An 18,015-nucleotide genomic window follows, 5' to 3' on the forward strand; every position below is an offset into this window, starting at 1 on the left:
CCCCCGCTGCTGTCACGGTGACTGGAGGCTGTAGCGCTCGCCCTCGACCTGGGTCTCGAACACGCCCTGGACGTTGCCGTCGGCGTCCAGGGACGTTCCCGTCCCCGTCGTGGTGAACGTGCCGTCCGCGTCCACCTGCCCCTCCTGGGCTCCGCGCAGTTCGAAGTCGAAGGTGTCGTCGGCCTTGAACGCGTAGTGCCTGAAGGCGTAACGGAAGCCGTCGGCGGTGGGCTGCCAGCTGCCGAACCCGGTCCGCTTGCCGACGGCGAGGCTGAAGCTGCCGTCGGGCCGCAGCGCGAACAGGCCGCGCTCCGTCTTCGTGCCGGACGCGAACGTGATCTCCACGGCCCACGTGCCGACCGGCGAACGCCGCCACTCGGTGTCGCCGCTGGCCGAGCCGGCCAGGCCGGCCACCGAGCCGAGCGTCAGGGCGCCCGCCGCCGCCACCAACGCCACGCGCCGGGCGAACCCGGGACGCTTGCCTGCCTTGTCTGACATGGTTCCTCCTTGTGTGCCGGCCCTATCTGCCGGGAGTGACCAGGTCGACGGCCTCCGCCGCGACCTGGAGGGATGTGCGCCGCGCCACCGGGTCGGAGCCGACGGGGGACAGGGCGATCGTGGTGACGCCGGCCCGCGCGTACGCGGCCATGCGCTCCGCCACCCGGTCCGGAGGCCCGAGCAGCGAGGTGCTGTCGACGAACTCGAACGGCACCGCCGCGGCCGCGCCCGCCGCGTCGCCGGCCCGCGCCCGGTCCTGGATCTCCACCGCCGCCTCGCCGTGGCCGAGCCGCTCCAGCAGGCGGAAGTAGAAGTTGTCGGCGCGGTGCCCGAGGCTGACGAACCGCGCCACGTGGTGCCTGACGGGCAGCGCGGCGGCCTCCAGATCGTCGTCCACGGCGATCGACACCGAGGGGATGACCTCGAACGGCTCGCCGGCCAGGTCGCCGCGCAGCCGCCCGGCCTCCATGTGCCCGACCGCCTCGGCCACCCGCTCGGGCGAGCTGAAGACCCCGAACCAGCCGTCGGCGATCTCCCCGGCCAACTCCAGCCCGCGCGGGCCGACGGCGGCCAGGTAGATCGGGATGCGCGGGCTGACGAGCGTGGCGTGCAGGCGGAAGCCGGTGCCCCGGCCGCCGCGCAGCGGCACCTGCAGGTGCTCGCCCTTGTGGTCGACCTGGCGGCCGTCGAGCGCGGCCCGCACGATGGAGACGTACTCGCGCGTCCTGGCCAGCGGGCGGCCGAACGGCGTGCCGTGCCAGCCCTCGGTGACGAACGCGTTGGAGACGCCCAGCCCGAGCCGGAACCGGCCGCCGGACAGGCCGTCCAGCGTGGCGGCCGTCATCACGGTCATGGCCGCGGTCCGCGCCGGGATCTGGAACACCCCGGAGGCCACGTGGATCCGCGTGGTCCTGGCCGCGAGGTATCCCAGCGCGCTGGCCGCGTCCGAACGGAATCCCTCCGGTACGAACGCCACCTCGAACCCGAGCCGTTCCGCCTCCATGACGAGGTCGGCGTCGTTCAGAGGGACGTTGATCCCCAGTCGCATGGCATGCCCCGCTCTCTCGGATCAGATCGTCGCGAGGCCATCGTGGAAGGCCGTGTTCGAGCCGCGCTCGATCCGGGGCGGACGGGGGCTGGAGCGGAACTCGACCGGACGTCCAGCGTCGCGCGACGCCGGTTCTGCTCCCTGGTACATGTGCCGAGGACCGAAGGGATGAGGCCAGCCATGCCACACGAAGACACCGAGGTGCTGATCGCCGGCGGCGCCGTCGTCGGCCTGACCGCGGCCCTGTTCCTGGCCAGGGCGGGAGTACGGGTGACGCTCGTCGAGCGCAAGCCCAGTACGCTGCGCCACCCCAGGGCGCGGGTGATCAACCCGCGCACCGTCGAGATCTTCCGGTCGGCCGGTCTGGAGGAGACGATCGTCGCCGCGCAGTCCCTGACCTCCGACCTGAGCACCAAGACGGTGATCAGGGCCAGGACGCTCAACGACGCCGAGCTGTTCTCCATGCCGATGCGCAACGAGGCGCCGGGGCTCAGCGAGGCCACGCCGTGCGACTGGTGCTCCATCGACCAGAACAGGCTGGAGGAGATCGTCGCCGACCACGCCGTGAAGCTGGGCGCCGACGTGCGCTACTCCACCGAGCTGACGTCGTTCGACGACGACGGGGACGGGGTGACGGCGACCGTGCGCGACGCCGACACCGGCCGCGAGCGCCGGATCCGCGCGCGCTACCTCATCGCCGCCGACGGCAGCCGCAGCTCCGTGCGGCAGCGGCTCGGCATCGGCGTGACCGGCCCCGGCGTGCTGCAGAACATCGTCAGCCTCGTCTTCAAGGCCGACCTCAGCGGCCCCCTGCGCGGCCGGGACCTCGGCCTGGGCTACTTCGACCAGCCCGAGCCCGGCACCCGCATGATGCCGATGGACGGCTCGCGCTGGGTGTTCGTCACCCCCTACGATCCGGCCGCCGGCACCGCCGACGACTTCGACGACGACCGGTGCGTGGCGGTCATCCGCGCCGCCGTGGGCGTGCCCGACCTGCGCGTCGACAACATCGAGGTGCAGATCGAGCGGACCGGCGCCAAGGTGCTCGGCTACGAGGTCGCCGCCCAGCTCGCCGAGCGCTACCGCCACGGACGGGTGTTCCTCGTCGGCGACGCCGCGCACGCCATGCCCCCGACCGGCGCGCTCGGCGCCGCCACCGGCGTGCAGGACGCCCACAACCTGGCGTGGAAGCTGGCCGCCGTCCTGTCCGGCGACGCGGGCCCCGGCCTCCTGGACACCTACGAGCAGGAACGCCGCGCCGTCGCCGGGCACACCATCGACTACGCCATGAAGACCATGCGCGACCGCACCAGCACCGCCGACGGCGACGGGAAGGCCGTCAGCTACGCCGCGATCATCCTGGGCTACCGGTACGACTCCGCGGCCGTGCTCCCCGAGGAGACCGGCGGCCCGCCCGCGCTGGAGCCCGCCCTGCTCGGCGCGCCGGGCACCCGGGCCCCGCACTGCCCGATCGTCCGCGACGGCGTGCCGGTGTCCACGCTGGACCTGTTCGGCGAGGCAACGGTGCTCCTCACCGGCTCGCAGGGCGGCGGCTGGCACGAGGCGGCGGCCCGCGCCGGGCTGGACGCGCGGATGATCGGCGGCGCGGAACTGGCCGCCCCCGAGGGCAGCTGGCCGCGCGCGTACGGGGTGAGCCCGTCGGGCGCGGTGCTCGTCCGACCCGACGGCTTCGTCGCCTGGCGCGCACCCGCCCTCCCCGCCGACCCGGAGGCCGTGCTGCGCTCGGTGACCGGCCGGATCCTCGACCGCGGCTGAGAGGCCCGCCATCATGGACATCGGACTCGCCCTGCCCACAACCGTGCCGGACCTGACCGGCGAGCGGCTCGTCGAGTGGGCCCGCAGGGCCGACCGGCTCGGCTTCAGCACGCTCGGCGCGCTCGACCGCATCGTGTACCCCAACTACGAGCCGCTGCTGGCCCTGACGGCCGCCGCCGCCGTCACCGAACGGATCAAGCTCGCCACCACCATCCTCATCGCCGCCTGCCGCGACAGCGCGCTGCTGGCCAAACAGCTGGCCACGCTCGACCACCTGTCCGGCGGGCGCCTGGTGGTCGGCCTCGCCTCGGGCGACCGCGAGGACGACTTCGACGCGACGGGGACGCCGTTCGCCGGCCGGGGCAAGCGCCTCGACACCGTCGTACGCGAGCTGCGCGACGCCTGGTCGGAGGCGGGCCAGGGCCTGCGCCCCCGGCGCCGGCCGCCCCTGCTGATCGGCGGCCACTCGGCGGCGGCCATGCGCCGCTCGGCGCGGGTGGGCGACGGGTGGATCGGCGGCGGCAGCTCGGTCTCCCGCTACGCCGACCTGGCCGACGCGGTGCGCGCGGAATGGCGGCGGCAGGGGAGGACGCAGGCTCCCAGGCTGCTGGCGCTGTCCTACGTCGCGCTCGGCCCGGGCGGACGCGAGCACGCCGAACGTTACCTGCGCTCCTACTACGCCTTCATCGGCGACAAGGCGGCGCTGGTGGCCTCCGGCGCGGCCACGGACCCGGAGCGGCTGCGCGAGCTCGCCCGCGGCTACGCCGAGGCCGGCTGCGACGAGCTGATCCTGCTGCCGTGCACGGCAGACCCCGGACAGGTTGATCTGATCGCCGATGCGGCGCTGAGCTGAGAGCTGGTGGAGCGGTGCGGGTGTTGTTCACGGCCTGGGCGTGGCCGTCCCATCTGTACGCCATGGTGCCCCTCGCCTGGGCGGCGCGCGCGGCCGGGCACGACGTGCTGGTGGCCTGCCAGCCGTCGCTGACGGCCGCCGCGCGGCGGACCGGGCTGCCGTACGCCGTGGTCGGCTCCGACGTGGACTCGGTGGACCTGGTCCGCGGGTACGCGCTGCCGACCCGGCGCTTCGGCACCCCGCCCGTCCCCCCGGGGCCCCTGGCCAACGGGCGCGCCCCCCGCGCGCTGCGCATGTTCCAGGCCAACGCCGAGGCCATGGTGGACGACCTGGTACGGCTGGCCGGGGAATGGCGGGCCGGCCTGGTCGTGCACGATCCGACGGCCTGGGCGGCCCCGATCGCGGCGGCGGCGGCCGGGGTGCCGGCCGTGCGCCACCTGTACGGGGCAGACCTCGTCCACCGCGCCCGCCGGTTCCTGCCGGAGCTGCTGGCGCCGATGGCGGAGCGGCACGGCCTCGACGACCTGGATCCCCTCGGGGCGGCCACGATCGACCCGTTCCCCGCCGGCGTGCAGGTGGAGGTGGACTACCGGCCGACGCCCATCAGGTACGTCCCGTACAACGGGGCCGGCGCGGACCCCCGCCTCGGCCCCGCGGACAGGCCCAGGATCTGTGTGACGTGGGGCACGACCATGGCCCGCGTCGACGTGCGCCGCTTCCTGGCCAGGGACGCCGTCAGCGCGCTGGCGGGGTCGGAGGCCGAGGTCGTCGCCGCCGTGACCGCCGCGCAGCGCCCGCTGCTCGGCTCCCTGCCGGAGGGCGTACGGGTCGTCGAGGACGCGCCGCTGCACGCCGTACTGCCGTCTTGCGACCTGCTGGTGGCGCACGGCGGCGCCGGCACCTCGCTGACCGGCCTGGCCGCCGGCCTGCCGCAGCTGCTGGTGCCGCAGCTGCCCGACCACGAGGCGCACGCCACCCGCCTGGTCCGCGCCGGGGCGGCCGAGCTGCTGCCGCCCGACGACGCCGGTCCGGCCGAGCTGCGGGAGCGGGCGCTGCGCCTGCTGCACGACGAGCGGGCCAAGGAGGCCGCGGCCCGCCTGCGCGAGGAGATCGCCGCCCGCCCGGCCCCCGCCGCCGTCGTCCCGCACCTGGAACGCATCGCCACAGCCTGACCGGCCGGCACGGCGCGCTCGTGCTGGAAGGAGACGACCGCGGCCTGACGGGAGGCCGCGGTCGTCCCGTGTCCGGAGGGGATCGCCACGGGCTGGTCGAGGGGCGCGGTCCCTCGGGTCCGGAGGGACGGCGTCGGTGAGTGCGGAAAGCCGCCGCGGGACCTCTCGGGCCCGCGGCGGCGTAGGGGCGGATCAGGTTCCGCCGGTGACCTCGACGATGGTGCCGGTGATGTTCCCGTTGGCCTCCGAGCCGAGGAACACGATGGCCCTGGCCACCTCCTCGGGCGTCGAGATGCGGCCCGTGGCGGCCGAGGCGGCCACCTTGCTCATCACCTGCGGGGGAAGGGCACGCCGGGTGGTGTCGGTCGCTGTCGCCCCGGGCGACACCACCACGCTGAGGATCCCGCTCGTGCCCGCCTCGGCCGCCAGGGTGCGGCTGAAGGCGTTGAGGCCGGCCTTGCTGGCGATGAAGGCCTCCTCCCCGGGGATGCCCGAGCGCACCGACGCCGCCGAGACGAAGACCAGCCGTCCCCAGCCGCGCGCCTTCATCGACGGCAACACCGCCTGCACCGTGTGGAAGGCGCCGTCGAGCTCCTCGCGGAGCTGGGTCTGCCACTCCGCGACCGGCACGTCCTCGAAGGCGCGGGGCGGCAGGTGCGGCCCCGACCAGGGGGAGGCGTTGGCGACCAGCACGTCCACGCCGCCGTGGGCGTCGATCACGCCGGCCACGGCGGTCCTGATGGAGTCCGCGTCGCCCAGGTCGTACTGCACGGCGATCGCGGTGCCGCCGGCCCGCTCGATCTCGGTCACGGTGCTCTGCGCACCGTCCTTGTTGACCCGGTACGTGAGGGCCACCCTGGCCCCTTCCGCGGCGAACAGGCGTGCCGCCGCACGTCCGATGCCGCTGCTGGCGCCCGTGACGAGCACACTCTTTCCGGTGAGCCCCAGTTCCATCCGTCACTCCCTTTGATCGGCACGACGGGCGGAGCAGGCCCGCCGGGACGCCCATGCTGGCTCGTTCCGCTCGAGCATCACCTGAGCGGTGCTGGCCGTCGCCCGGTCCGGCCCTCACCGATCCGCGGGCCGCTGCTCAAGCGGTGCTGGAGCGATCCTTGAGCCCTCGCAGCCAGCCTCTGCAGTCGGCGGGTCTCGAGGACCCGGCCGCCGGATGACCCGGAGGTATCACATGGCAATGGCGGTCATGCGCGACGAAGCGGCCGCGAAGGTGTTCGAGCTCTCGACGGGCGTGCACGCCAGCGCGGTGGTGCGCGCGGCGGTCCAGCTCGGCCTGGCCGACGCGGTGGACGGCGAGCCCGTCACCCTGGAGGAGCTCGCCTCGGCCGCCGGCGCGCGGCGGGACACGCTCGAACGGTTCATGCGGCTGCTCACCGCGTACGGCATCTTCGCCGAGGCGGAGGGCCGCTACGAGCACACCCCCCTGTCCCGGGCGCTGCGCTCGGACGCGCCCGGCGGCCCCGCGGCGATCATCCGCCTGGGCGGAGACTGGAACTGGATCCTGTGGGGACTGCTCGCCCACTCGGTCAGAACGGGCGAAGCCGCCTTCCAGGCCCACTACGGCCAGGACATCTTCGCCTATTTCGACCAGAACAGGCAGGCCGGCGAGGCGTTCCAGCACGGCCTGTCGGTCGTGGCGCAGCGGGAGGACCCGCTGGTCGCCGAGGCGCTGCCGGTCAAGGACGGCGAATGCGTGGTCGAGCTGGCGGGAGGCAAGGGCAACCTGCTGCGCGCGGTGCTGGAACGCCACCCCGGCGTCACCGGCGTGCTCGTCGAGACCGAGCAGGCGCTGGACACCGTCGACCCGGCGCTGCGCGAGGGCCCGCTGGCCGCGCGTTTCCGCGCCTTCCCCGGCGACTGCCAGACGGCCGTCCCCGGCGGCGGCGACGTCTATCTCATCAAGCAGACCCTGCACATGTGGGACGACGACACGTGCCTGCGCGTCCTGCGGAACTGCCGGCGCGCCGCGCCGCCCGGCGCCCGCGTGATCGTCGTCGAGCAGCTCCTCGCGAGCGGCCCCGCCGAGCGGCGGGCCCGGCTGATGGATCTGCACATGCTCCTGGTCGCGGGCGGCAAGGAGCGCACCGAGAAGGAGTTCGCCGAGCTGTTCGACCGTGCCGGCCTCGGCTTCGGCGGCGTTCGCGGGGAGGCGGGCGACCTGCGGCTGATCGAGGCCGTGACGCCCGACGCCTGACCCGATCATCACTCAGAAGGGAGCCCCCGTGGCACCGGACGCACCGATCAGCACCCCGGCCGACATCTTCCGGCTCGGCAGCATGTACGCGATGTCCAAGGTCGTGCTCACCGCGGTAGAGCTCGACCTGTTCACCGCGCTCGAAGACGTGGAGGCCACCGCGGAGGAGGTGTGCGAGCGCCTCGGCCTGCACCCCCGCGCCACCCGCCAGTGGCTGGACACCCTCGTCGTCACCGGCCTGCTCCAGCGCGAGAACGGCAGGTACGGCAACAGCCCGGCCGCCTCCCGCTTCCTGGTCCGCGGCGCCCCCGCCTACGTCGGCGGTTTCCTGTCGCGCTCCGGTGAGATGCTCTATCCGGCGTGGGGCAGCTTCACCGACACGCTGCGCACCGGCCGGCCGCAGGCCAACGACGGCGACTTCCGGGAACTGGTGGGCAACCCCGCGTTCCTGGACCGTTTCCTGACCATGATGGACTCGCTCAGCGGGCACCTCGGCCCCGAGCTGGCCAAGGTCTACGACTGGACCGAGCACGACTCCGTCGCCGACGTCGGCGGCGCCCGCGGCAACCTGATCTCCCACCTGGTCAGGGCGCACGTCCACCTCAAGGGCATGGTGTTCGACCTGCCGGAGATGGAGCCCAGGTTCGACGCGCACCTGGCCGGGCTCGGGCTGGCCGGCCGGGCCTCGTTCGTGCCCGGCGACTTCTTCAACGACCCGTTGCCGCAGGCCGACGTGCTGATCATGGGGCACGTGCTGCACGACTGGTCCGAGGAGGAGCGCCGGATGCTGGTCGGCAAGGCCTACCAGGCGCTGGCTCCCGGCGGGGTGCTGCTCGTCTACGACCGCATGATCGAGGAGGAGCCGGCCGACGCCGACAACCTCCTGGTCAGCCTGCACATGATCCTCACCACGACCGACGGGTCGGAGTACACCCAGGGCGAGTGCCTGGCGTGGATGCGCGAGGCGGGCTTCCAGCAGACCTCCGTCCGGCCGCTCGGCCCCACCGACACCCTCGCCATCGCGATCAAGTAGGAGATCACCTTGCCGCACAGAACGCTCATCGTCGCGCACATGGAGGCCTCGCACGCCGACGCCATCGCGGGCATCTTCGCCGACTCCGACGCGACGGACCTGCCGCACCTGATCGGCGTGTCCCGCAGGACCCTCTTCCGCTTCCACGACCTGTACTTCCACCTGGTCGAGGCCGACCAGGACATCAAGCCCGACCTGGACAAGGCGCGCCGGCACCCGCTCTACCTGGACGTCAGCCAGAGGTTGTCGGAGCACGTCAGCCCGTACGACCCGAACTGGCGCGAGCCGAAGGACGCCATGGCCATCCCCTTCTACACCTGGGAGCGCTCGTGACCGACAAGCAGGCCGGACCCCGGATCGTCCACATCGACGACGTCGAGCCCAACCGCCGCCGCGGCGGCGACCTGCGGGTGCTGCTCAGCCCCAAGACCGTGGGCTCGACCACAGGCTTCATGGGCGTGACGCTGCTCAAGCCGGGCGAGTCCGTCGCCGAGCACTACCACCCCTACTCCGACGAGTACATGTTCGTCGCCCGCGGCACGATCGTCGCGAGGCTGGACGGCGAGGACGTCAAGATGAGCGCCGACCAGGCCGTCATGGTGCCGAAGTTCACCCGGCACCGCGTCGAGAACACCGGCACGGAGGACGCGCTCATCGTCTTCCACCTGTGCCCGCTGGCGCCCCGCCCCGAGCTGGGGCACGTCGACACAGAAGAACGAGCGGGAGAGGCCTGATGTCGTCCGCCCGCGTCGTGGTCACCGGGATCGGCGTCGTCGCTCCCGGTGACCCGGGCACCAAGGCCTTCTGGGAGATGCTCACGGCGGGCCGCACGGCGACGCGTACCATCACCTTCTTCGACCCGTCGGGCTTCCGCTCCCGGATGGCCGCCGAGTGCGACTTCGACCCGGTGTCGGAGGGCCTGTCGGCCCAGGAGGTCCGCAGGATGGACCGGGCCGCGCAGCTCGGCGTGGTCGCGGCCAGGGAGGCGTGGGCCGACAGCGGCCTGGGGCAGGACGTCGCGCCCGAGCGGGTGAGCGTCAGCCTGGGCAGCGCCGTGGGCAGCACGATGAGCCTGGAGGAGGAGTACGTCGTCCTGAGCGACGGCGGCAGGCGGTGGCTGGTGGACGACGCGTACGGCGTGCCGCACCTGTACGGGTTCATGGCGCCCAGCACCCTGGCCGCCGAGGTGGCGTGGAGTTGCGGGGCCGAGGGACAGGTCGGGTTGATCTCGACCGGCTGCACGTCGGGCCTGGACGCCATCGGCCTCGGCGCCCGTCTCATCCGGCAGGGCACGGCCGACGTGGTGGTGGCCGGCGCGACCGACGCGCCGATCTCGCCGATCACCTCGGCCTGCTTCGACGCCATCAAGGCCACCTCGCCCAACAACGACGACCCCGAGCACGCCTCGCGCCCGTTCGACCTGCACAGGGACGGGTTCGTGCTGGGGGAGGGCGCGGCCGTCCTGGTGCTGGAGGAGATGGAGTCGGCGCGCCGCCGCAGCGCGACGATCTACGGTGAGATCGCCGGGTACGCCTCCCGCAGCAACGCCTTCCACATGACCGGGCTCAAGCCGGACGGCAGGGAGATGGCCGAGGCCATCCGCGCCGCGCTGGACGGCGCCAGGCTCGACCCGTCGGACATCGACTACGTCAACGCCCACGGCTCGGGCACCAAGCAGAACGACCGGCACGAGAGCGCCGCCTTCAAGCGGGCCCTGGGGCCGCGCGCCTACGAGGTGCCGGTCAGCTCGCTGAAGTCGATGGTCGGGCATTCGCTCGGCGCGATCGGCGCGATCGAGGCGGCGGCCTGCCTGCTGGCGATGCGGGACAACGTGGTGCCGCCCACGGCCAACCTGCACACCCCCGACCCGGAGTGCGACCTCGACTATGTGCCGCTGACCGCCCGCGACCAGCGGGTGGACGCCGTGCTCAGCGTGGGCAGCGGGTTCGGCGGCTTCCAGACGGCGATGGTGCTGGGGCGGGGGCAACGATGAGCGCGGTGACCGGGATGGGGGTGGTGGCGCCCAACGGCGACCGCGCGGAGGACTACTGGCGCGCGGTCCTGGACGGCAGGTCCGGGCTCGGGCCGATCACGCGTTTCGACGCCGGCGGCTACCCGGTCACCAGGGGTGGCGAGTCGTCGTTCACCGCCAAGGGCCGGGTGCCGGGCAGGCTCGTCGCCGAGACCGACCGCTTCACCCACATGGCGCTGGCGGCGGCCGAGATGGCGCTGGCCGACGCCGAGGTGGACCCGGCCGGGCTGCCCGAGTACGAGATGGCGGTGACCACGGCCAGCTCGTCCGGCGGCACGGACTTCGGGCAGCGGGAGATCGAGAAGTTGTGGCGGAACGGGCCCCGGCACGTGGGCGCGTACCAGTCCATCGCCTGGTTCTACGCGGCCAGCACGGGCCAGATCGCGATCCGCCACAAGATGCGCGGCCCGTGCGGCGTCGTCTGCGCGGAACAGGCCGGCGGGCTGGACGCGGTGGCCCACTCGTGCCGGTTGCTGCGCGACCAGGTGCGGCTGGCGTTGTCCGGGGGCACCGACGCGTCGTTGTGCCCGTACGGGCTGGTCGCGCAGCTCAGCAACCGCAGGCTCAGCCCGTCGGGGACGTTCCTGCCCTTCGACGCCCGAGCGGACGGTTACCTGCCGGGCGAGGGCGGGGCGATGTTCGTCATCGAGCCCACCGACACGAAAAAGACAGCGTATGGCTATATAGCCGGTCACGCGGCGACGTTCGATCCGCCGCCGTGGTCCGACCGGCCTCCAGGGTTGCGCCGCGCCATCGAGGCCGCACTGGCCGACGCCGGCGCCCGGCCCGGCGACGTCGACGTCGTCTTCGCGGACGCCGCCGGGGTGCCCGAGCTGGACCGCCAGGAGGCCGAGGCGGTCACCGCGGTGTTCGGGCCGCTGGGTGTCCCGGTCACCGCGCCGAAGACCATGACCGGGCGCCTGTACGCGGGCGGCGCCGCGCTGGACCTGGCCACCGCGCTGCTGGCCCTGCGCGACCAGGTCATCCCGCCCACCGTCGGCGTCTCGGAACCCGTCGAGGGATTCGGGCTCGACCTCGTCCGCGACACCCCCAGGCAGGCGCCGCTGCGCGCGGCACTGGTGCTGGCCCGGGGCTACGGCGGATTCAACTCGGCAATCGTCGTCAGAGCGTAAGGACACACCATGGCAGCACACACCGAGAACCAGATCGTCATCGCCGCGCCGATGGAGGTGGTCTGGAGCATGACCAACGACGTGGAGAACTGGCCGCGGCTGTTCAGCGAGTACGCCGCCGCGGAGATCCTCGAGCGCAAGGGCGACACCGTCCGCTTCCGGCTCACCATGCACCCCGACGCCGACGGCAACGCCTGGAGCTGGGTGTCCGAGCGGACCGCCGACCCGGTCAAGCGGACCGTGCGGGCCCACCGCGTGGAGACCGGCTGGTTCGACTACATGCACATCGCGTGGGACTACACCGAGGTGGACGGCGGCATCCTGATGCGCTGGAGGCAGGACTTCCAGATGAAGCCGGGCGCGCCGCTGGACGACGCGGCGATGGCCGCCAGGATCAACGGCAACTCCGCCGTCCAGCTCGACCTGATCCGCCGCCGCGTCGAAGCCGCGGCCCAGACGGTGCGATGATCTCGCTGCTCATCCCGCTGTCCCTGGCCGGAGGCGGCCTGGCGGCGGGGGTCATGCTCTCGACCGTCATCGGCATCGAGCCGTACACCAAGGCCATGCCCTACGACGGGTACGTGCGCGCCATCAGCTTCCTGTGGCCGCGCTACGACCCGCTCATGCCCATCGTCAACGCCATCACCTTCCTGGCCGACGCCGCCCTCGCGGTGATGGCCCCGTCCGCCGGCGCGCGTGCCCTCTACACCGCGGCGGCGGCGCTGCTGGCGCTCGTCATGGCCATCTCGGTCGTGAAGAACGTGCCGATCAACAAGTACGTGACGTCGCTGGACCCCGGCGACCCGCCGCCCGACTGGGCCGCGCGGGACCCCAGGACCCGGTGGCGCACCTGGAACCTCATCCGCACCGTGCTCGTCCTGGCCGCGCTCGCGGCCGCCGGCGCCGGCGCGGCCACCCTGATGTGACATCGGAGAAGCCATGCGACTCAACGGCAGGAAGGCGCTGGTCACCGGCGGCGCCAGAGGAATCGGCCGGGCCATCGTGCTCGACCTGGCCAGGGCGGGCGCGAGCGTCGTCACCTGCACCAGGCAGGGCGGCGAGGCCGCGCGGACCCTGGAGAAGGAGCTACGGGCGATCGGCGGCGAGCACCACGTCGCGACCGCCGACGTGACCGAGCAGCGGGACATCGACACCCTCGTCGGCGAGTGCGAGCGCCGATGGGGCCGGATCGACATCGTGGTCAACAACGCGGGCGCGATCAGCCATGTCCCGTTCGCCGAGCTGGACGCGGCGGAGTGGCACCGGGTCGTGGACACCGGGCTGACCGCCACCGCCATGGTCATCCAGCGGGCGCTGCCGCTGATGGGCCAGGGCGGCTCGATCATCAACATCGGCTCGAAGGTGGCCACCGTCGGCATCCCGCTGCGCGCCCACTACACCGCGGCCAAGGCCGGCCTCATCGGCCTGACCAGGTCGCTGACCAAGGAGCTCGGCGAGCGCGGCATCCGCGTCAACCTGGTCGCCCCCGGCCCCGTCGAGACGGAGGCGGGCGTGCCCGACGAGGTGCGCGAGCGTTACCGGCGGCTGATCGCGCTCGGCCGGATGGGCCGCCCCGAGGAGATCGCCACCGTGGTGACCTTCCTGGCCGGCGACCAGTCGGCGTTCATCAACGGCGAGACCATCAACGTGGACGGCGGGATCTAGCGATGACTTTTCGCGTGATGTTGCGCATGCAGATCAAACCGGGCGCAGAGCGTGAGTTCGAGGAGACCTGGCTGCGGGTCGGCACCGCGGTCACCGAGCACCCGGCCAACGAGGGCCAGTGGCTGTCGAAGAGCGCCGAGGAGGACGGCGTCTACTACATCGTCAGCGACTGGGTGGACGAGCCCCGCTTCCGGGAGTTCGAGACCAGCGAGCAGCACCTCCAGCACCGGGTACGGCTGCACCCGTTCCGCTCGGGCGGATCCATGGTCACGATGAACGTGGTCTACGCCATGGACCCCGTGGCCAGGACATGACCAGCCCGAGAGTGCGCGTGCTCGTCTACGCCAGGGCCTCGGGCGACTCCCACGACGAGCTGGCCGAGGCCTACCACCAGGTCAGCCGCGAGCTGGCCGGCACGCCCGGCCTGCTCGGCAACGAGCTGCTGCGCTCGCTCACCCAGCCCGGCGGCTTCCTGGTGCTGAGCGAGTGGGACAGCCTGGAGTCCTTCCGCACGTGGGAGGCCGGCACCCGGCACCGGCAGACGACCGCGCCGCTGCGCTCCTTCCAGGACGGCTCACGCGGGCAGAGCTTCGCGCTGTACGCCGTCACCGCCGCCTACCCCGAGGAGCGATCATGACGTACGACGCCGCGCTCGCCGGCAAGCGGGTGCTGGTCACCGGCGGCTCGCGGGGCATCGGCGCGGCCACCGCCCGCGCGCTGGCCGCCGCCGGCGCCCGCGTCGTCGCCTGCCACCGGGGTGCGCCCGCCTCGCTCCCGTACGAGCTGGTCACCGCCGACGTCACCCGGGAGGCGGACGTGGCCGCGCTCGCCGGCGCCTGCGCCGAGCGCCTGGGCGGGCTCGACGTGCTGGTCAACAACGCGGGGGTGGACGGCGCCCGCCCCGTGGACAAGCTGGACCCCGGCGAGTGGCACGAGATCATGGACGCCAACCTGACCTCCGCCTACCTCGTCACCCGGCAGGCGCTGGGGCTGATGTCCGGCGGCGCCTCGATCGTCAACCTGTCCGCGTCCGTCGCGCTGCGCGGCCGGCCCGCCAGCGCGCACTACACCGCGTCCAAGGCCGCCCTCATCGGGCTCACCCGGTCGCTCGCCCGCGAGCTGGGGCCGCGCGGCATCAGGGTGAACGCGGTCGCGCCCGGCGTCATAGACGCGGCCGGCCCCGGCGAGGGCCCGCCCCCGCACCTGCGCGAACGGCTGGCCGGCATGACCGCGCTGGGCCGGCTCGGCACCGCCGACGAGGTGGCGGCCGCCGTGCTGTTCCTGGCCGGAGACCAGTCCCGCTACATCACCGGAACCACGCTCAACGTCGATGGAGGAATGTGATGACGTACGCCGCGATCACCTACCGGGTCAAGCCGGGGCACGAGGACGAGATCGCCGAGATCTTCCGGAACTTCAAGCGGGTGGACAGCTCCGAGCTCCACGACGAGCAGGGCAACGAGGTGGGCCGCCTGCTCGGCACCGCCGTGTTCATCAAGGACGACTTCATGGTCCGGATCATCCACTACGAGGGCACGCTGGAGGCCGTCTCGGCGAAGATGGCCCGCCACGGCGGCGTGCACGCGCTGGAGAAGCAGCTCGCCCCCTACCTGCTGAAGGAGCGCGACACTAGCTCGCCGGAGAAGTTCGGCACCTACTTCCGCGACGCCACGATGCGCTGCATCTCCCAGCTGTCCGCCGACACCAGGCCGGCGGAGGCGTCATGAGGCTCGCCGTGGTCGGGCTCGGCGCGATGGGCGCGGGCATGGCCCGGCGCCTGCTGGAGTCCGGCTTCCCGCTCACCGTGCACAACAGGACGGCCGCCAAGGCCGATCCGCTGCGCCAGGCCGGCGCCCGGTGGGCTCCGCAACCGCAGGACGCCGCCCGCGACAGCGACGTCGTCCTGCTCAGCCTCGCCGACGAGGGCGCCGTGGAGCAGACGCTGTTCGAGCGCATGGTGCCGGCGCTCAAGCCCGGCACGATCGTCGTCGACACCACCACCGTCTCGGCGGCCTACGCCGCCGAGGCGGCCGAGCGGCTGAGCGCCCACGGGGTGCGCCGGGTCGAGCTCTGCCTGATCGGCAACCCCGCCATGGCCGCGCAGGGCAAGCTGCGCCTGTTCGCGGCCGGGGACCAGCGCGACGTGGCCGAGATCGAGCACGTCCTGACGGCCATCGGAGATGAGCTGCGCTATCTGGGCCCGCCCGGCATGGCGTGCACGATGAAGCTGGCCTTCAACCTCCTGCTCGGCGTCCAGACCGTGGCCCTGGCCGAGGCGGTGGCCCTGGGCGTGCGAGCCGGGCTCGACCGCACCATGCTGATCAACGCGATCACCGGCAGCGCGTTCTGCTCCCCGGCCCTGGCCTTCCGCGCCGCCTTCATGCGCGACGGCACGTACGAGCCGGCCGCCTTCCGCGCCCGGCTCATGGCCAAGGACCTGCGGCTGGCGGTCTCGGACGCGGACGCGGGCGGGCTGGACCTCCCGGTGTGCTCGCGCGCGGTGGAACGGCTGGACGAGGTGGTCGCCGCGGGACGGGGCGACGAGGACAGCGCGGTGGTCGTGGAGACCGCCATGGCCTCGTGAACGCCCATGAGGATCCTCGTCACCGGCGGTGCCGGGTTCATCGGCTCCCACTTCGCCCGTACCACGGACGCGGACACGATCACGGTGCTCGACCGGCTCACCTACGCCGCGGACCCGGCGAACCTGGATGGGGTCGCCTGCGACCTCGTCGAGGGCGACATCTGTGACGCCGGCCTGCTCGCCAAGCTCGTGCCCGGCCACGACCTGGTGGTCAACTTCGCGGCCGAGTCGCACGTGGACCGGTCGATCGAAGGGGCGGCGGAGTTCGTCCGCACCAACGTGCTCGGCGTCCAGACGCTCATGCGGGCCTGCCTCGACGCCGGGGTCCCGAAGGTGGTGCACGTGTCCACCGACGAGGTGTACGGCAGCATCGAGTCGGGCTCGTGGCGTGAGGACGCGCCGCTGCGCCCGCGCTCGCCGTACGCGGCGGCCAAGGCGGGCGGCGACCTGATCGCCCTGGCCGACGCGACGACCCACGGGCTGCCCGTAGTGATCACCAGATGCGGCAACACCTACGGACCCCGCCAGTACCCCGAGAAGCTCATCCCGCTGTTCGTCACGAACCTGCTCACCGGCCGCAGGCTCCCCCTCTACGGCGACGGGGGCAACGTCCGGGAGTGGATCCACGTGGACGACCACTGCCGGGCCATCCGGCTCGTCGCCGAGCGCGGCGTGCCGGGCGAGGTCTATCACGTTGCGGGCAACACCCGGCTCACCAACGTGGAGCTCACCGGGCGCCTGCTCGACGCCGTGGGCGCGGGCTGGGACGTGGTGGAACGGGTGGCCGACAGGAAGGGGCACGACCGCCGCTACTCGCTGGACGGCGCCAAGCTGCGGGCGCTCGGCTATCGTCCGCGCGTCGGCTTCGACGAGGGCCTGGCCGAGACGGTGCGCTGGTACACCGACAACCCGTCCTGGTGGAAGGACAAGACCACGACCGCATAGAGACGCCCCGCTCCTCCTTCTGCGACCTGCTCGCCGTCGTGCGGGGGGACGCCACCGACCCGTCGAGCGTGCGCGGGGCCATGGCCGGCCAGGACGCCGTCGTCGCGGCGGTCGGCGGGAGCGGCATCGCCCACGCCCTGATCGGAAAGATGCCGGGCGTCTGCGGCGCACGCGCCTGACGGGCGTGAGCGGGTCAGGCGTCTCTGGGCGCAGCGGCCTGAGCGGGTCAGGTGCGCAGCGTACTGGCGTCCTCGCAGGCCTGGTAGTGCTTCGACGCCTCCCGCAAGCTTGTCTCCTGCTCCCTGAGCGCCGTGGCCAGGAGTGCGAGCCCCGCGTCGATGCCGTCCAGCCGTTGCCCGCGCCCCCGCCGGTATCCGCGGCCGTAGTCGTCGTCGCCCAGGGCAGCGCGCGCGGCGCCCCACGACGCCTCGAACCCGGCGTGCACGCCGGACACGTCGCCGGCCAGGTCGCCGGCCGCGCACGCCAGCCGGTCAAGGTGCCCCTGGCCGTGGGCGACGACGCCGTTGAACTCCACGGGGTCGCAGCCTAGCGAGCGCGCCGCCCGAGGTCGACAGGCAGCATATTCCAGAAAAGGATGGTACATACGAGACCTATGGAGCTTGTGTGGTGGGCGTGAGGGGCGGACGATGACGACGGACGAGCCGTGGCGGCTGCTGGAGGAACTCGTCCAGGAGGTGAACCAGGAGACCGAGCAGCTCAAGCAGATGCAGGAAAGGATGCGGCTGCTGTCGGCGACGGCCACCTCGAAGGACGGCATGGTGACCGTGACCGTCGGCCCGCGCGGCGAGGTGCGGACGATCGACCTCGACCCGCGCGTCTACCGCAAGCTGTCGCCGTCCGAGCTGTCCGCCTCGATCGTCGAGCAGATCGGCAAGGCGACCCGGCAGATCTCCGGCGAGATGAAGGAGCTGATGGAGCCCTTCACCTCCGATCTCCCTCTCGATGACCTGTTCGGCGAGGAGACGGGCTTCGAGTCGTTCCTGCCGCGACCCGGCGCACCAGGGGCACACGGGCGACGGGAGCCACGACCGCCGTCGTGACCCGCC

24 protein-coding genes are annotated in these 18,015 nt (G+C 73.0%); 20 read left to right on the forward strand and 4 right to left on the reverse strand.

Annotated features, from left to right (window positions below; translation table 11 throughout):
• Nucleotides 1-12: 12 nt before the first annotated feature.
• Entirely contained in the window at nt 13-498 is a 486-nt protein-coding gene (locus ABGA98_RS40645) for a hypothetical protein (protein ID WP_347623810.1), read from the reverse strand.
• A gap of 22 nt (nt 499-520) precedes the next feature.
• Nucleotides 521-1,546 carry an LLM class flavin-dependent oxidoreductase gene (locus ABGA98_RS40650; RefSeq protein ID WP_347623811.1) on the reverse strand — a complete coding sequence of 342 codons (1,026 nt, stop codon included), beginning with the start codon at nt 1,544-1,546 and terminating at the stop codon, nt 521-523.
• A 180-nt stretch (nt 1,547-1,726) separates the two neighbouring features.
• Here ABGA98_RS40650 and ABGA98_RS40655 point away from each other — a divergent pair, with 180 nt between their 5' ends.
• The 3 genes from ABGA98_RS40655 to ABGA98_RS40665 are packed head-to-tail and all read left to right on the forward strand — an operon-like array spanning nt 1,727 to nt 5,347.
• Nucleotides 1,727-3,322, forward strand: a complete 1,596-nt coding sequence (locus ABGA98_RS40655) for an FAD-dependent monooxygenase (RefSeq protein ID WP_347623812.1) — start codon at nt 1,727-1,729, stop codon at nt 3,320-3,322.
• Nucleotides 3,323-3,335: 13 nt separating this feature from the next.
• Entirely contained in the window at nt 3,336-4,175 is an 840-nt protein-coding gene (locus tag ABGA98_RS40660; protein ID WP_347623813.1) for an LLM class flavin-dependent oxidoreductase, read from the forward strand.
• A gap of 14 nt (nt 4,176-4,189) precedes the next feature.
• Nucleotides 4,190-5,347, forward strand: a complete 1,158-nt coding sequence (locus ABGA98_RS40665) for a nucleotide disphospho-sugar-binding domain-containing protein (RefSeq protein ID WP_347623814.1) — start codon at nt 4,190-4,192, stop codon at nt 5,345-5,347.
• A 192-nt stretch (nt 5,348-5,539) separates the two neighbouring features.
• Here ABGA98_RS40665 and ABGA98_RS40670 read toward each other — a convergent pair whose 3' ends face one another.
• Nucleotides 5,540-6,301 (reverse strand): SDR family oxidoreductase, encoded by a 762-nt coding sequence (locus ABGA98_RS40670; RefSeq protein WP_347623815.1) that lies wholly within the window; start codon nt 6,299-6,301, stop codon nt 5,540-5,542.
• 232 nt (nt 6,302-6,533) lie between these two features.
• On the opposite strand from ABGA98_RS40670, the gene ABGA98_RS40675 reads away from it, so the two are divergent.
• The 16 genes from ABGA98_RS40675 to ABGA98_RS40750 are packed head-to-tail and all read left to right on the forward strand — an operon-like array spanning nt 6,534 to nt 17,127.
• Nucleotides 6,534-7,556, forward strand: coding sequence for a methyltransferase (locus ABGA98_RS40675; protein ID WP_347623816.1), 1,023 nt, complete (start codon nt 6,534-6,536; stop codon nt 7,554-7,556).
• 28 nt (nt 7,557-7,584) lie between these two features.
• Nucleotides 7,585-8,589: a methyltransferase gene (locus ABGA98_RS40680; RefSeq protein WP_347623817.1), complete on the forward strand. Its 1,005-nt coding sequence runs from the start codon at nt 7,585-7,587 to the stop codon at nt 8,587-8,589.
• Nucleotides 8,590-8,598: 9 nt separating this feature from the next.
• On the forward strand, nt 8,599-8,922 hold the full coding sequence (locus ABGA98_RS40685) for a TcmI family type II polyketide cyclase (RefSeq protein WP_132517220.1): 324 nt from the start codon (nt 8,599-8,601) through the stop codon (nt 8,920-8,922).
• A complete protein-coding gene (locus ABGA98_RS40690) occupies nt 8,919-9,323 on the forward strand; it encodes a cupin domain-containing protein (protein WP_347623818.1) in 405 nt (134 codons plus the stop codon). The genes ABGA98_RS40685 and ABGA98_RS40690 overlap by 4 nt, the downstream gene beginning before the upstream one ends.
• Nucleotides 9,323-10,582, forward strand: a complete 1,260-nt coding sequence (locus ABGA98_RS40695; RefSeq protein ID WP_347623819.1) for a beta-ketoacyl-[acyl-carrier-protein] synthase family protein — start codon at nt 9,323-9,325, stop codon at nt 10,580-10,582. The genes ABGA98_RS40690 and ABGA98_RS40695 overlap by 1 nt, the downstream gene beginning before the upstream one ends.
• The gene (locus ABGA98_RS40700; protein ID WP_347623820.1) at nt 10,579-11,754 is read left to right on the forward strand and encodes a ketosynthase chain-length factor; all 1,176 of its coding nucleotides are present in this window, start codon (nt 10,579-10,581) and stop codon (nt 11,752-11,754) included. The genes ABGA98_RS40695 and ABGA98_RS40700 overlap by 4 nt, the downstream gene beginning before the upstream one ends.
• Nucleotides 11,755-11,763: 9 nt before the next feature.
• Nucleotides 11,764-12,222: an SRPBCC family protein gene (locus ABGA98_RS40705; protein ID WP_347623821.1), complete on the forward strand. Its 459-nt coding sequence runs from the start codon at nt 11,764-11,766 to the stop codon at nt 12,220-12,222.
• The gene (locus ABGA98_RS40710) at nt 12,219-12,680 is read left to right on the forward strand and encodes a DUF1772 domain-containing protein (RefSeq protein WP_347623822.1); all 462 of its coding nucleotides are present in this window, start codon (nt 12,219-12,221) and stop codon (nt 12,678-12,680) included. The genes ABGA98_RS40705 and ABGA98_RS40710 overlap by 4 nt, the downstream gene beginning before the upstream one ends.
• Before the next feature lie 13 nt (nt 12,681-12,693).
• Entirely contained in the window at nt 12,694-13,419 is a 726-nt protein-coding gene (locus ABGA98_RS40715; protein ID WP_347623823.1) for a 3-oxoacyl-ACP reductase family protein, read from the forward strand.
• Between the two features lie 2 nt (nt 13,420-13,421).
• Complete coding sequence (locus ABGA98_RS40720; protein ID WP_347623824.1) at nt 13,422-13,733, forward strand: antibiotic biosynthesis monooxygenase family protein; 312 nt, start codon at nt 13,422-13,424, stop codon at nt 13,731-13,733.
• Nucleotides 13,730-14,056: an antibiotic biosynthesis monooxygenase gene (locus ABGA98_RS40725; protein ID WP_347623825.1), complete on the forward strand. Its 327-nt coding sequence runs from the start codon at nt 13,730-13,732 to the stop codon at nt 14,054-14,056. Before ABGA98_RS40720 ends, ABGA98_RS40725 begins: the two co-directional genes overlap by 4 nt.
• On the forward strand, nt 14,053-14,763 hold the full coding sequence (locus tag ABGA98_RS40730) for an SDR family NAD(P)-dependent oxidoreductase (RefSeq protein ID WP_347623826.1): 711 nt from the start codon (nt 14,053-14,055) through the stop codon (nt 14,761-14,763). Before ABGA98_RS40725 ends, ABGA98_RS40730 begins: the two co-directional genes overlap by 4 nt.
• Nucleotides 14,763-15,146 (forward strand): SchA/CurD-like domain-containing protein, encoded by a 384-nt coding sequence (locus ABGA98_RS40735; protein WP_347623827.1) that lies wholly within the window; start codon nt 14,763-14,765, stop codon nt 15,144-15,146. The genes ABGA98_RS40730 and ABGA98_RS40735 overlap by 1 nt, the downstream gene beginning before the upstream one ends.
• Complete coding sequence (locus ABGA98_RS40740) at nt 15,143-16,003, forward strand: NAD(P)-dependent oxidoreductase (protein WP_347623828.1); 861 nt, start codon at nt 15,143-15,145, stop codon at nt 16,001-16,003. The genes ABGA98_RS40735 and ABGA98_RS40740 overlap by 4 nt, the downstream gene beginning before the upstream one ends.
• A 6-nt stretch (nt 16,004-16,009) precedes the next feature.
• Nucleotides 16,010-16,948 carry a dTDP-glucose 4,6-dehydratase gene (gene rfbB / locus ABGA98_RS40745; protein WP_347623829.1) on the forward strand — a complete coding sequence of 313 codons (939 nt, stop codon included), beginning with the start codon at nt 16,010-16,012 and terminating at the stop codon, nt 16,946-16,948.
• Entirely contained in the window at nt 16,921-17,127 is a 207-nt protein-coding gene (locus tag ABGA98_RS40750) for an NAD(P)H-binding protein (RefSeq protein ID WP_347623830.1), read from the forward strand. Before rfbB ends, ABGA98_RS40750 begins: the two co-directional genes overlap by 28 nt.
• Nucleotides 17,128-17,174: 47 nt before the next feature.
• Here ABGA98_RS40750 and ABGA98_RS40755 read toward each other — a convergent pair whose 3' ends face one another.
• A complete protein-coding gene (locus tag ABGA98_RS40755) occupies nt 17,175-17,483 on the reverse strand; it encodes a hypothetical protein (protein ID WP_347623831.1) in 309 nt (102 codons plus the stop codon).
• A 112-nt stretch (nt 17,484-17,595) separates the two neighbouring features.
• Between ABGA98_RS40755 and ABGA98_RS40760 the strand changes: the two genes are divergently transcribed.
• Complete coding sequence (locus tag ABGA98_RS40760; RefSeq protein ID WP_347623832.1) at nt 17,596-18,009, forward strand: YbaB/EbfC family nucleoid-associated protein; 414 nt, start codon at nt 17,596-17,598, stop codon at nt 18,007-18,009.
• The last annotated feature ends 6 nt before the right edge of the window (nt 18,010-18,015 follow it).

The organism is Nonomuraea sp. B1E8, assembly GCF_039871515.1.
Lineage (GTDB): Bacteria > Actinomycetota > Actinomycetes > Streptosporangiales > Streptosporangiaceae > Nonomuraea.

Coding starts and splice junctions, on each gene's coding strand:
- ABGA98_RS40675 (WP_347623816.1), top strand. CDS start 6,534: ATGGCAATGGCGGTCATGCGCGACGAAGCGGCCGCGAAGGTGTTCGAG.
- ABGA98_RS40720 (WP_347623824.1), top strand. CDS start 13,422: ATGACTTTTCGCGTGATGTTGCGCATGCAGATCAAACCGGGCGCAGAG.
- ABGA98_RS40660 (WP_347623813.1), top strand. CDS start 3,336: ATGGACATCGGACTCGCCCTGCCCACAACCGTGCCGGACCTGACCGGC.
- ABGA98_RS40655 (WP_347623812.1), top strand. CDS start 1,727: ATGCCACACGAAGACACCGAGGTGCTGATCGCCGGCGGCGCCGTCGTC.
- ABGA98_RS40700 (WP_347623820.1), top strand. CDS start 10,579: ATGAGCGCGGTGACCGGGATGGGGGTGGTGGCGCCCAACGGCGACCGC.
- ABGA98_RS40645 (WP_347623810.1), bottom strand. CDS start 498: ATGTCAGACAAGGCAGGCAAGCGTCCCGGGTTCGCCCGGCGCGTGGCG.
- ABGA98_RS40650 (WP_347623811.1), bottom strand. CDS start 1,546: ATGCGACTGGGGATCAACGTCCCTCTGAACGACGCCGACCTCGTCATG.
- ABGA98_RS40740 (WP_347623828.1), top strand. CDS start 15,143: ATGAGGCTCGCCGTGGTCGGGCTCGGCGCGATGGGCGCGGGCATGGCC.
- rfbB (WP_347623829.1), top strand. CDS start 16,010: ATGAGGATCCTCGTCACCGGCGGTGCCGGGTTCATCGGCTCCCACTTC.
- ABGA98_RS40760 (WP_347623832.1), top strand. CDS start 17,596: ATGACGACGGACGAGCCGTGGCGGCTGCTGGAGGAACTCGTCCAGGAG.
- ABGA98_RS40725 (WP_347623825.1), top strand. CDS start 13,730: ATGACCAGCCCGAGAGTGCGCGTGCTCGTCTACGCCAGGGCCTCGGGC.
- ABGA98_RS40695 (WP_347623819.1), top strand. CDS start 9,323: ATGTCGTCCGCCCGCGTCGTGGTCACCGGGATCGGCGTCGTCGCTCCC.
- ABGA98_RS40670 (WP_347623815.1), bottom strand. CDS start 6,301: ATGGAACTGGGGCTCACCGGAAAGAGTGTGCTCGTCACGGGCGCCAGC.
- ABGA98_RS40715 (WP_347623823.1), top strand. CDS start 12,694: ATGCGACTCAACGGCAGGAAGGCGCTGGTCACCGGCGGCGCCAGAGGA.
- ABGA98_RS40730 (WP_347623826.1), top strand. CDS start 14,053: ATGACGTACGACGCCGCGCTCGCCGGCAAGCGGGTGCTGGTCACCGGC.
- ABGA98_RS40735 (WP_347623827.1), top strand. CDS start 14,763: ATGACGTACGCCGCGATCACCTACCGGGTCAAGCCGGGGCACGAGGAC.
- ABGA98_RS40710 (WP_347623822.1), top strand. CDS start 12,219: ATGATCTCGCTGCTCATCCCGCTGTCCCTGGCCGGAGGCGGCCTGGCG.
- ABGA98_RS40705 (WP_347623821.1), top strand. CDS start 11,764: ATGGCAGCACACACCGAGAACCAGATCGTCATCGCCGCGCCGATGGAG.